Below are 11,810 nucleotides of genomic sequence, written 5' to 3' on the forward strand. Positions count from 1 at the left end.
ATTTCTTACATAGAGGGCTTCTATACTTACACATCTTCTTTTTTCAAGAGAGGTCTCACATGAACAATGACAGTACGAATAACTGCTAAAATCGGAACCGATATTAGTAATCCTACAATACCAGCTACTTCCCCCCCAACTAGTAATGCAAGCATAATAATAACAGGATGCATACGAAGTGACTTACCAACAATGTAAGGCGATAAAATGTTACTTTCCACAAATTGCAAAATAGCAATCGTAATCCCCGCCTTAATAAGTAAACTCGTTGATACCGTTGCTGCAATCATTAACGTAGGGATTGCTCCTAAAATAGGACCAAAGTATGGGATTATATCCGTTACCCCAATAATAATACCAAGCAATAATGGATACTTCATACCGATAAACCAAAAAGAAAGAGCTGATACGCTCCCTAATACTAAGCAAACAAATAACTGCCCTCGAATATAACTTCCAAGTGACTTATCAATTTCTTTTGCAAGCATTTGCCCCGTACCTCGCCATTTACTTGGGGCTAATTTCCAAAAGATATGATAAAACTCACCATAATCTTTTAATATGTAAAATACAATGAACGGTATTAAGAAAATAATGAGCAATGAATCGAGTACACCACGCGCTGTACTCATCACTTTATTTAAAAGTGCTTGAATCTTCGTTTCTACACCACCAAAAATTTGTTTCACCTTTTCATGAATAAACGACGGGAAATTCGCTGTTTGTTCTGTAACACCATCCATCCACGAATCGTACATCTTTGTAAACTGCGGAAATTGTTCATTAATCTCTTGTAACTGTTTAATAACGATTGGCGTTCCTTTATAAATTCCATAACCAATTCCACCAAAGAAAAGAATGTAAATGAGCAAAATAGCAAGTGTGCGTGGCATTCCTTCCTTATGGATTTTTTCAATTAAAGGGTGCAATAAATACGCAATAAAACAGGCGATAAGAAACGGCGTAATTGCTACTTTAAATACAAAAATAATCGGTGCCCATAGTGGCTTAATTTTTAAAAAGACGAGCAAACAAAGAAAAACAAGTAACAATAATCCTAAACGATATATCCAAATGATTTTAAGATTCTTCACATGAAAAACCTCCTCCACCTTTATTTTGAAAATAAATGGGTTAGGTTATGTGTGAAACTTTTAAAATCTTTTCATACGGACCATACTGTTTTTTAAAGACGTACATATAAATAACATAACAAGGACAACCACCCCTGAGAATACAGCATGAAATAATGTAATCAGGAGGGCTAATTATGGTTTTGTTTATGCTTGGATTATCAGCACTTTTTATGATTCTTGAATGGATTTGTATCGGCTTTGGTATTTGGAAGGGGTTCTTTATTCGTTCCTCACGTAAAGAAAAAGCGAAGCAATTATGGCAGTATGGAATACTTGGCGTTGGCTGTTACGGTCTATCTTATCTTTTCTCAGAAATTGGACTTTTTTATTTGCATATGAGTGCATAAAAAAACTCCCTCGTCTATAAGGGAGTTTTTCACTTTATCGAAATGATTATAAGTAAGACTTAATCATCTTACGTGCTTTTTTCATATTGCGTTTTGAAAATACATCTTGCTTACGAGCATATTGATATGCTGCGGCTCCAACACCTAATGCGATTAATGAATTGCGTAGATTCAAAGTAAATCCCCCTTTTCGTTATCCGATCGTTCTTTCATTCTCATCAAATAAATCATCAAGAGAGCTTAATGAACCATCTTCCTCAACTTGATGCGTATGGATTTTCCCCTTTGAAACCGATAATTCGATATAACAATTCCAGCAATAAAATTGGTTGACACCTATTTTTCCAATGTCTTTCCCTTTGCAATTTGGACAAATGAACATATGGCTTTCATCTCCTTACAGTCTCCCAGATTCTATTCGCCATTATGTCCAAACCGCATTCATTTATACATTGCTGGAGCCTTTCAACGCTATGCGTTTGAAAGTTTCACTATATAATTTCACCTTGTTACATGAAATCATACGGTGAAATGTTTTCCACGTCCATTTCCTCGCCATTAACTGTGACCATCTGTACTTCTCCTTGTGATTCCTGCAAGCGACTAGCTAAAGTTGTTTGGCGCATTGCATCATCAAGGCGATTTACACCAGATTGGAAAGCTACTTCCTCCCCGCAAATAATAAGGAACTTCTTACTTCTTGTAATGCCCGTATAAATTAAATTACGGCGTAACATACGGTTGTAACTTTTCACAATCGGCATAATAACAATCGGAAATTCACTACCTTGTGATTTATGAATGGAACAACAATATGCATGCGTAATTTGATTTAAATCCGGCTTTGTATACGTTACCTCAATTCCATCAAATGAAACGATAATCATATCTTGTTGCTCAACGTTTTCTTTCGCATAAAACACCGAAACAATTTCTCCGATATCACCATTAAACACTTGGCTCTCCGGCTGATTAACGAGTTGCAATACTTTATCGCCTCTTCGGTATACAACATCACCGTACTGGATTTCTTTACTCTTTTCCCTTTTCGGGTTAAATACTTGTTGCAGCGCTTCGTTTAATACATTAATACCAGCAGGCCCGCGGTACATCGGTGCTAATACTTGGACATCCCTTGCACTAAAGCCTTTTGTTTTAGCATTTTCGCAAACTTTTTTCACAACCTCAACAATTTGAGCCCCTGTACAGCTAATAAACGAACGATCTTTTTTATTTTGCGCTAAATCTGGCGGGAGTGTGCCGTCTTTGATCGCATGGGCAAGTTGAATAACAGATGAGCCTTCTGCTTGACGATAAATTTCAGTAAGCTTCACTGTCGGAACTGCGCCTGCATTTAATAAATCTTTTAATACTTGTCCAGGTCCTACAGATGGCAACTGATCTTCATCACCTACAACGATAACTTGAATATTCGTCGGCAGCGACTTAAATAGCTGATTTGCAAGCCAAATATCAACCATTGAAAATTCATCGATAATAAGGAGCTTACCTTGGACAGGATCCGTTTCATTACGCTGGAAAGATCCTTCTGGCGTCCAGCCAAGTAAACGGTGAATTGTGCAAGCTGGAAGTCCTGTCGATTCACTCATCCGCTTCGCTGCTCTTCCTGTTGGAGCTGTTAATAGTATTGGAAATGGATTATCATCACTGTATTCATTAGGATTTAACGATAATCCGTGAAGAGACGCGTACATTTCAACAATTCCTTTAATAACTGTTGTTTTCCCTGTTCCTGGTCCACCTGTTAATAACATCATCGGTTTATGAAGTGCCGTTTGAATCGCTTCTTGCTGAAACGGTGCATATTGTACATTCAACTGTTCTTCAATTTCACCTAATGTTTTTAACACTTCTGCTTCAGGAAATGAAGGTGTTTCCTCTTGATTCATCAATCGACGAATAGACTTTACAACACCTTTTTCAGAGTAGAATAAAGTTGCTAAATACACTCGTTCTTCTTCTATGATGACTTTCCCTTCACTTTGCATCGTTTCAATACAACCTATAATATCTTCCTCAGTCACTCTTCCTTCTTGATTGTTTAAAAGTGACATCGTTTCTCTTACAAGTTGATCTTTCCTCATATAAACGTGACCAAGTTGCAATGAGACATTCTCTAATGTGTAAAAACATCCCGCTCGTACACGGTCGTCGTGATTACCCGATATTCCTAACGCACGCCCTATATCATCCGCTCGTCCAAAACCAATCCCGTCCACTTCTTCAATAAGTTGATACGGATTATTACGAATCACTTCTAATGTCATCTCTTTATATTGCTGGTAAATCTTAATAGAAAGTTTCGTTCCAAAACCGTAACCATTTAAAAAGCTCATTACTTTCTCTAATCCTTGATGTTCAACAATTGTCTCATATATTTCCTGAGCCTTTTGTTTGTTAACAACACCATTTAACGCCTCAGGGTCATCCATAATTTTAGAAATAGCATGTTCCCCGAGATGATCCACAATTTTTTCCGCTGTACGCTTTCCTATCCCTTTAAATAAATCACTCGCTAAATATTGCACCATACCTGCTTTTGTTTGCGGCAATTCTTTTTTAAATGTTTCAACCATATATTGTTTTCCATACTTTGGATGGTCCTTAAAGTGACCTGTCAATGTAAACACTTCATCTTCATGCATGCGGGGAAAATGACCGTTTATCATTACTTTCTTTTCGTCATACGTTTCATTCGTTTCAATGACTTTCATACTGACAACGGAATAGAGGTTTTCTTCGTTGTGGAAAATGGTATGAAGAACTTGCGCTTTTATAAATTTTTTCTCTTCCTCAAACAAATCCATTGCATGTTGATTTCCCATCTTTCCTCTCCTTTCCGATATTTTCACTTTAATGAGCAGTACATCCCCCACCTTTTTAGATGAGGGATAACTACCCATTAAACTATATTTTTATCTTATTCAGCTTCTTGCTCTAATAAACGAACGCCATTACCAGCTAAAAAGTGATCTGGCTGAATTTCAGTTGCTTTCTTAAATAAAGCGAGAGCTTTCTCGTTATTTTCTTCAAATACGTAAGCAACACCTAAATTGTAATACGCATCTGCATGCTCTTCATCCATTTCTAATACCTTTTCAAAATAAGGTTTCGCCTCTTGAATATGTTCTAGTCGTGCAAAGCAAAGTCCGCACTGGAATACAGCTTCTACATCGTTTTCATCTAATTCTGTTGCTCTTTGTAAGAATGGTAGTGCAAGACGATCATTTCCAAGCTGTACATGTGTAATACCTAACATAAATGTTACATCAGCTGATTGTAATCCAGCTTGCATGGCTTGTTCGAATACAGCTTTCGCCTCAGTAAATTGCTCTTGGCCATAATATACGTTTCCTAAGCCATAATAAGCAGCTGCAGATTTATCATCTAACTCTAATGCACGTTTATAAAATAAAATCGCTCGCTCGCTATCACCTAATACGTCTAATAAATTTGCAAAATTAATGTATCCAAGCGCATCTTTCGGATTCTCTTCAATTGCTTCTGTAAAATTTTTAGCTGCTTCTTCCCAGTTTCCTTCTTGCATATATTGAATACCTGTTTCAAGTTTGTTTGACATGTCCTTCACCTCTACAACAAATTATAACAAAGAATGTATTTTCCAAGCGAACGAAAATTCGCTTTATGTAAAAGAAACCTCTAACCGCTAATCGGCAGAGGCTTCTCATTTATCCTAAATAATCCAATTTCTTACCACTACGGTATACTTCATCAATTGTAGCACCGCCTAAGCACTCATCTCCATCATAGAACACAACTGCTTGTCCTGGTGTAATTGCACGAATTGGCTCATCACAAAGAATACGAACTGTATTTTCATCAACGATTTGAACCGTTACTTTATTGTCTTCTTGACGATAACGGAATTTCGCCGTGCACTTAAATTCTGTTTCTTTTGCTTTGTTACTTACCCATCCTACATTCGTAGCAATAACTTCATCACCATATAGAAGTTCGTTATGGAATCCTTGATCAACATATAAAATGTTTTCTTTCAAGTTTTTCCCAACAGCAAACCACGGATCACCGTTACCACCAATTCCAAGGCCATGACGTTGTCCAATTGTATAGTACATTAAACCGTCATGCTTTCCTTTCACTTCACCAGATAATGTTTGCATTACACCTGGTTGTGCTGGTAAGTAGTTACTTAAGAAATCTTTAAAGTTACGCTCACCAATGAAGCAAATACCTGTACTATCTTTCTTCGCCGCTGTCGCTAAGCCAGCTTCTTTCGCCATTTCACGAATTTGCGGTTTCTTTAATTCACCTAACGGGAACATTGTTTTTGATAATTGCTCTTGGCTTAATTGATTTAAGAAGTATGTTTGATCTTTATTGTCATCAACGCCGCGAAGCATTTTATATTCGCCGTCCATATAAGCAACGCGTGCATAATGGCCTGTTGCTACATAATCGGCACCAAGCGCAATTGCATGCTCTAAAAATGCTTTAAATTTAATTTCTTTATTACACATTACATCTGGGTTTGGTGTACGACCAGCTCGGTACTCATCTAAGAAGTAAGTAAATACTTTATCCCAGTATTGTTTTTCAAAGTTTACTGCATAATACGGAATACCAATTTGGTTACACACTTCAATTACATCATTGTAATCTTCTGTTGCTGTGCAGACACCATTCTCATCTGTATCATCCCAGTTTTTCATAAAAATTCCGATTACATCATAACCTTGCTCTTTTAATAAAAGTGCTGCTACAGATGAATCGACGCCACCGGACATTCCGATGACAACGCGTGTTTCTTGAGGTAGTTTGTTCATCATGTCACCTCCCATGCTAATTTTGTGTTAATCGCTTCACGATTTTCACTGTTTCGTACGCCGCTTTTTCAATTTGCTCTTTCGTATTTCCAAGTCCAAAACTAAAGCGTACGGATGAACGTATTTGATCGGAGTCTTTTCCAAACATCGCTACTAATACATGTGATGGATCAATCGAACCAGCTGTACAAGCAGAACCACTTGATACTGCAATGCCAGCTAGGTCTAAGTTCACAAGAAACGGTTCAATGTTCATTCCTGTAAAACTTACATTAAGCACATGCGGTAAGCGATGTTCTAAGTTTCCGTTTACCTCGAAAGTAATGCCTTCATTTTTGAAGACAGATACCATTATATCTTTAAACTCTTCATATTGGGCATTTTTTTGCTCACGAGTTTTTTCAGCTATAAGAATTGCATGCTGAAGCCCAGCAATACTAGGCACATTTTCCGTACCAGCACGGCGTTTTCTTTCTTGCTCTCCGCCTATTAATAACGGCTCAAATTTCACATTTGCACCAGCGTATAAGAACCCTACACCTTTTGGCCCATTAATTTTATGAGCTGAAATTGATAATAAATCAATACCAAACTCTTTCACGTCAATTTCTACTAAACCGTAAGCTTGTACCGCATCTGTATGGAAATAAGCTTGATGCTCTTTTAGCAGCTTTCCTATTTCCACAATTGGTTGCATTGTCCCTACTTCATTATTCCCAAACATAATAGATACAAGAATCGTCTCTTCAGTTAATGCCTTTTGTATGTCAGTAACTTGAATGCGTCCTGTTTCATCGACAGGTAAATATGTCACTTCAAACCCTTCACGCTCTAACAATTCGCACGTATGCAAAATCGCATGATGTTCAATTTGCGTCGTTATAATGTGGTTACCTTTATGACGGTTCGCACGTGCTACACCTATAAGCGCTAAATTATCAGCTTCTGTACCACCGCTCGTAAATATAATTTCATTCGGATTCGCATGAATGCTGCGTGCACACACTCGTCTCGCCTCATCTACTGTGTGACGAGTTTGACGTCCATAAAAGTGAATACTAGACGGGTTCCCGAATATTTCTGTCATATATGGAATCATCTTTTCGACCACTTCTGGGTGAGTCGGAGATGTCGCAGCATGATCTAAGTATATGCGTTCCATTAAATCTCCTTCTTTCCAAATCGTTTCACAAGGAATTAAATGTAAAACATATAGCCCCCGTGATTTTCTTCCTCATAACGTACTAAATCTTCTAACGTTGTACTATCTAACACTTCTTGCACCGCATCACGAACACGCATCCATAACTGGCGCTGTGCTGGCTCTTCTTCTTCTATCATTTCTACAACACTAATTGGTCCCTCTAATACACGGATTACATCCCCAGCTGTAATGTTAGCCGGTTGATCAGATAATACATATCCGCCATATGCCCCGCGCGTACTCTTTACAAGACGAGCGTTACGAAGTGGTGAAATTAATTGCTCTAAGTAATGCTCGGATAAGTCATGCGCCTGCGCAATTGATTTTAATGAAATTGGACCTTCACCAAACTTTTTTGCAAGATCAATCATAATTGTTAAGCCATAGCGGCCTTTTGTTGAAATCTTCATCTATTTTGCACCTCTTTTCAAATTTTCACTTCTATTGGTTATATCTTATTTATAAAAAGAACACAATTTAAAATCCTATGAAATTATAGCATAATATAGTATTATAAGAAATTTCAACTTGTGTATCAAAATGATAACATAAAATCACATTGAAAAACTCGGAAATTATTACAATTGAAAGAAAAATGAAAATATTCATCTTCATTTTTCCCATAAAACAGCATCCTATTTCAAATTCCGTAGAAAAAAATGATACGATAGAACGAGATTATATATTAAGGGAGACGGTCTAAATGAAACAACCACTCGCACATCGAATGCGCCCTACAAATATTCAAGAAATTATTGGGCAACAGCATTTAGTTGGTGAAGGAAAGATTTTATGGCGAATGGTCCAAGCAAATCATTTTCAATCTATGATTTTATACGGTCCTCCAGGTACAGGAAAAACATCCATTGCCAGTGCAATTGCAGGAAGTACCGGTACCCCGTTTCGTCTATTAAACGCTGTTACTCACAATAAAAAAGATATGGAAGTTGTCGTACAAGAAGCAAAGATGCATCGACACCTCGTTTTAATTTTAGATGAAGTTCACCGTCTAGATAAAGCAAAGCAAGACTTTCTATTACCTCACTTAGAAAGCGGACTTCTTACTTTAATTGGTGCAACGACAAGTAATCCATTCCATGCAATAAACTCCGCTATTCGAAGCAGGTGTCAAATTTTCGAATTACACGCACTAACAGAAGATGATATTTTAATTGGGTTAAAAAGAGCTTTAGAAGATAAAGAAAAAGGCCTTGGAGAATATGCTGTAACGGTAACAGATGAAGCACTACATCACTTTGCAAACGCCTCTGGTGGTGATATGCGTTCCGCTTATAACGCGCTTGAACTTGCTGTATTATCTAGCTTTACTACAGACGATCAAGCGGCTGAAATCACACTCGAGATTGCAGAAGAATGCTTACAAAAGAAGAGCTTCGTTCACGACAAAGGCGGCGATGCTCATTATGACGTATTATCAGCATTTCAAAAATCAGTGCGCGGAAGTGATGTAAATGCAGCGCTCCATTATTTAGCACGCCTTATTGAAGCAGGGGATTTACAAAGTATTGGCAGACGCCTTCTTATTATGGCTTATGAAGATATTGGACTTGCTAGCCCGCAAGCTGGACCGCGTACACTAGCTGCAATTGAATCAGCTGAACGAGTTGGATTCCCAGAAGCACGCATCCCACTTGCAAATGCCGTTATAGAGCTATGCTTATCACCAAAATCAAATTCAGCTTATAAAGCACTTGATGCTGCATTACACGATTTACGCAACGGTCAAACAGGTGACATTCCAAGCCATTTAAAAGATAGTCATTACAAAGGCGCAGAATCACTCGGAAGAGGCATTGGATATTTATATCCACACGACCATCCAAACGGCTGGGTAAGGCAACAATACTTACCTGATAAAATAAAAAACAAGCAATATTATAAACCAAAAACGACAGGAAAATTTGAGCAAACACTTTCTACCGTTTATGAAAGATTACAAACTTCGAATAAAACGAAAAATAAAGGGTAACATAAACGAAAACGTCACCATTATGGAGGCTTCGCTTATGAAAACACGTCAAGATGCATGGACAAAAGAAGATGATCTCCTTTTAGCAGAAACTGTTTTGCGACATATTCGCAGCGGAAGCACACAAATAAAAGCGTTTGATGAAGTCGGCGACGCTTTAAATCGCACTTCCGCAGCTTGTGGTTTTAGATGGAATGCTGAAGTAAGACCGAATTACGAAGATGCGGTGCAGCTTGCAAAAAAACAACGTAAAGAATTAAAACGTTCTGAAGCTAATATAGAAAAAGATCGGTTCACAAAAACGAAGCAACTGGTAATTGACGCCGATTTTTCAGAAGATATTACGCCAAGTAAACAAGATCTTACAATGCAAAATGTCATCTCATTTTTACAAAATTTAGAACATAAAAATCCTTCACTTGCAAAGTTGCAAACTGAAAATGATGTATTACAAGCTCAGCTCATTTCTCTGCAAAAAACAAATCATGAACTTGAAACGAAATTAGCAGTACTCACAAAAAAACAACAAGCAATCGAAGAAGATTACGCGATGCTTGTTCGAATTATGGATCGCGCTCGAAAACTTGTTTCGGTTGAAGAACAAGAAGAACAGATTGCTCCCATTTTCAAGACAGATCAAAATGGAAATTTAGATATTATATATTCTGCAGAGAATTAACAAACAAGGATGTCACTTTTTTAACTAAGTGACATCCTTGTTTGTTTTCGGTGAACCATATATATACATGTTGGTAAATGAATTTATATCAACGATTTTTCGAATATATCTATCGTAACTTGCAATATATCAACGGTTTTTCGAATATATCTATCACAACTTGCAATATATCAACGATTTTTCAAATATATCTATCACAACTTGCAATATATCAACGATTCAATAAAGGAGATCGATTTAACGACAAAGATTGACAATAACATTCCTCCCTGTCATACAAGGAAACTCCTAAAATAGATTGGATAATTTTTACTAAAATGTTATTATAAACATATACCTTTAAAGGGAGATGGTTGCTATTTCATTAATAATCTTCAAAATAACTCTTGGCTTTCTCGTCCTGACTTTAGCTCTTTTCACCATTAACAGTCTAAAAAAGACATCCGCCTATAAATCAGATAAATATGATTATTACTTACTAACCTTACTTACATTTGAACTAGTAGTGATGCAAATATCCATATTTCTTTAATACATATAAAAAAGCATATATCCAAAATGGATATATGCTTTTCTTTTATTCTTGCCCTACACGTTTCACTTCTACATTTTTAATACGTTCACGTACAACGTGACTTGCCATAATTAAGCCTGCCACAGATGGTACGAATGCATTTGAAGAAGGGGGTAATTTCGCTTTACGAATTTTTGCATTCTCGTCTGGTACGATTTCTTTACGTACTTCTTCACGAATTACGATTGGGTTTTCGTCAGAGAAGACAACTTTTACACCTTTTTTAATACCCTCTTTACGAAGCTTCGTACGAATTACTTTCGCAATCGGATCTGTATGTGTTTTAGAAATGTCCGCAATACGGAAACGAGTTGGGTCCATTTTATTTGCTGCACCCATACATGAGATAATTTTAATTTTACGACGTAAACATTGTTTAATTAAATGGATTTTGAACGTAATCGTATCAGATGCATCCACTACGAAATCTAAACCGTGTTTAAAGAACTCTTCATATGTTTCATCTGTATAAAACATTTCTAGTCCAATTACTTCACATTCCGGATTAATGTCTGCAATACGCTCTTTCATTAATTCTACTTTTGAACGTCCTACAGTAGATACTAAAGCGTGAATTTGACGGTTTACGTTTGTAATATCTACAACGTCTTTATCAACTAATACGAGACGTCCTACTCCAGAACGCGCTAACGCTTCAGCTGAAAATGACCCTACGCCGCCAATTCCTAAAATACCGACTGTACTATTTTTTAATATTTCAAGTCCTTCTTTACCGAAGGCTAATTCATTACGTGAAAATTGATGTAACATTCAGCTCTACACTCCTATTACAAAAATGGTCTACCATGTATTCTAGCGTTTTTCCGACTATTTGTATAGAAAAAGTTATAGAATTCCTAAAAATACATATTTCGAGAATGAAAACATAGACCAGAATTTTACTTCTTCCTAAATACACGTTTAAAAAAGAGGATTTAAAGAACCGAGCAGATCGAGGCGCTTATGCCAGGAGGAGCGCAGTGTAGCTTTAACTACTCGAGAACCGGACTTTTTAAACTTCCCCTCAAAAAAAGTCTAGATGGTTATAGTATAA

General features: G+C 37.0%; 12 protein-coding genes. 3 read left to right on the forward strand and 9 right to left on the reverse strand.

From position 1 onward, the window contains the following. Positions 1-26: 26 nt before the first annotated feature. Positions 27-1,094, reverse strand: coding sequence for an AI-2E family transporter (locus tag AC241_RS21780; protein ID WP_050844540.1), 1,068 nt, complete (start codon positions 1,092-1,094; stop codon positions 27-29). 176 nt (positions 1,095-1,270) lie between these two features. Between AC241_RS21780 and AC241_RS21785 the strand changes: the two genes are divergently transcribed. Further along, positions 1,271-1,483 (forward strand): hypothetical protein, encoded by a 213-nt coding sequence (locus tag AC241_RS21785; protein ID WP_000242539.1) that lies wholly within the window; start codon positions 1,271-1,273, stop codon positions 1,481-1,483. Positions 1,484-1,529: 46 nt separating this feature from the next. Here the strand turns inward: AC241_RS21785 and AC241_RS21790 are convergent, their stop codons facing one another. The 7 genes from AC241_RS21790 to cymR form a co-directional block, all read right to left on the reverse strand. Then, positions 1,530-1,658 carry a YrzQ family protein gene (locus AC241_RS21790; protein ID WP_001053553.1) on the reverse strand — a complete coding sequence of 43 codons (129 nt, stop codon included), beginning with the start codon at positions 1,656-1,658 and terminating at the stop codon, positions 1,530-1,532. Between the two features lie 18 nt (positions 1,659-1,676). Further along, positions 1,677-1,865, reverse strand: coding sequence for a hypothetical protein (locus AC241_RS21795; protein WP_000469281.1), 189 nt, complete (start codon positions 1,863-1,865; stop codon positions 1,677-1,679). Positions 1,866-1,992: 127 nt separating this feature from the next. After that, complete coding sequence (recD2, locus tag AC241_RS21800) at positions 1,993-4,329, reverse strand: SF1B family DNA helicase RecD2 (protein ID WP_000528080.1); 2,337 nt, start codon at positions 4,327-4,329, stop codon at positions 1,993-1,995. Positions 4,330-4,424: 95 nt separating this feature from the next. Then, a complete protein-coding gene (locus AC241_RS21805) occupies positions 4,425-5,084 on the reverse strand; it encodes a tetratricopeptide repeat protein (RefSeq protein ID WP_000066406.1) in 660 nt (219 codons plus the stop codon). A gap of 109 nt (positions 5,085-5,193) precedes the next feature. Further along, on the reverse strand, positions 5,194-6,309 hold the full coding sequence (gene mnmA / locus AC241_RS21810) for a tRNA 2-thiouridine(34) synthase MnmA (protein WP_016080213.1): 1,116 nt from the start codon (positions 6,307-6,309) through the stop codon (positions 5,194-5,196). A gap of 16 nt (positions 6,310-6,325) precedes the next feature. Beyond that, a complete protein-coding gene (locus AC241_RS21815; RefSeq protein WP_016080212.1) occupies positions 6,326-7,471 on the reverse strand; it encodes a cysteine desulfurase family protein in 1,146 nt (381 codons plus the stop codon). A gap of 35 nt (positions 7,472-7,506) precedes the next feature. Continuing rightward, positions 7,507-7,923 (reverse strand): cysteine metabolism transcriptional regulator CymR, encoded by a 417-nt coding sequence (cymR, locus tag AC241_RS21820; protein WP_000704116.1) that lies wholly within the window; start codon positions 7,921-7,923, stop codon positions 7,507-7,509. A gap of 293 nt (positions 7,924-8,216) precedes the next feature. Between cymR and AC241_RS21825 the strand changes: the two genes are divergently transcribed. Together AC241_RS21825 and AC241_RS21830 are read left to right on the forward strand one after the other, a co-directional pair. After that, complete coding sequence (locus tag AC241_RS21825; RefSeq protein ID WP_050844541.1) at positions 8,217-9,503, forward strand: replication-associated recombination protein A; 1,287 nt, start codon at positions 8,217-8,219, stop codon at positions 9,501-9,503. 37 nt (positions 9,504-9,540) lie between these two features. Beyond that, positions 9,541-10,182 carry an RsfA family transcriptional regulator gene (locus AC241_RS21830; RefSeq protein WP_029443348.1) on the forward strand — a complete coding sequence of 214 codons (642 nt, stop codon included), beginning with the start codon at positions 9,541-9,543 and terminating at the stop codon, positions 10,180-10,182. 577 nt (positions 10,183-10,759) lie between these two features. On the opposite strand, the gene AC241_RS21840 is transcribed toward AC241_RS21830, so the two are convergent. Then, positions 10,760-11,527 (reverse strand): tRNA threonylcarbamoyladenosine dehydratase, encoded by a 768-nt coding sequence (locus AC241_RS21840; RefSeq protein ID WP_000903182.1) that lies wholly within the window; start codon positions 11,525-11,527, stop codon positions 10,760-10,762. Between the last annotated feature and the right edge of the window lie 283 nt (positions 11,528-11,810).

Origin of the sequence: Bacillus thuringiensis (assembly GCF_001182785.1) — a bacterium.
GTDB lineage: Bacteria > Bacillota > Bacilli > Bacillales > Bacillaceae_G > Bacillus_A > Bacillus_A thuringiensis_S.

What these genes read in the sequence shown, in the direction of transcription:
- AC241_RS21785 (WP_000242539.1), top strand. Translation starts at nt 1,271, where the DNA reads ATGGTTTTGTTTATGCTTGGATTATCAGCACTTTTTATGATTCTTGAA.
- AC241_RS21795 (WP_000469281.1), bottom strand. Translation starts at nt 1,865, where the DNA reads ATGTTCATTTGTCCAAATTGCAAAGGGAAAGACATTGGAAAAATAGGT.
- recD2 (WP_000528080.1), bottom strand. Translation starts at nt 4,329, where the DNA reads ATGGGAAATCAACATGCAATGGATTTGTTTGAGGAAGAGAAAAAATTT.
- AC241_RS21805 (WP_000066406.1), bottom strand. Translation starts at nt 5,084, where the DNA reads ATGTCAAACAAACTTGAAACAGGTATTCAATATATGCAAGAAGGAAAC.
- mnmA (WP_016080213.1), bottom strand. Translation starts at nt 6,309, where the DNA reads ATGAACAAACTACCTCAAGAAACACGCGTTGTCATCGGAATGTCCGGT.
- AC241_RS21815 (WP_016080212.1), bottom strand. Translation starts at nt 7,471, where the DNA reads ATGGAACGCATATACTTAGATCATGCTGCGACATCTCCGACTCACCCA.
- cymR (WP_000704116.1), bottom strand. Translation starts at nt 7,923, where the DNA reads ATGAAGATTTCAACAAAAGGCCGCTATGGCTTAACAATTATGATTGAT.
- AC241_RS21825 (WP_050844541.1), top strand. Translation starts at nt 8,217, where the DNA reads ATGAAACAACCACTCGCACATCGAATGCGCCCTACAAATATTCAAGAA.
- AC241_RS21830 (WP_029443348.1), top strand. Translation starts at nt 9,541, where the DNA reads ATGAAAACACGTCAAGATGCATGGACAAAAGAAGATGATCTCCTTTTA.
- AC241_RS21840 (WP_000903182.1), bottom strand. Translation starts at nt 11,527, where the DNA reads ATGTTACATCAATTTTCACGTAATGAATTAGCCTTCGGTAAAGAAGGA.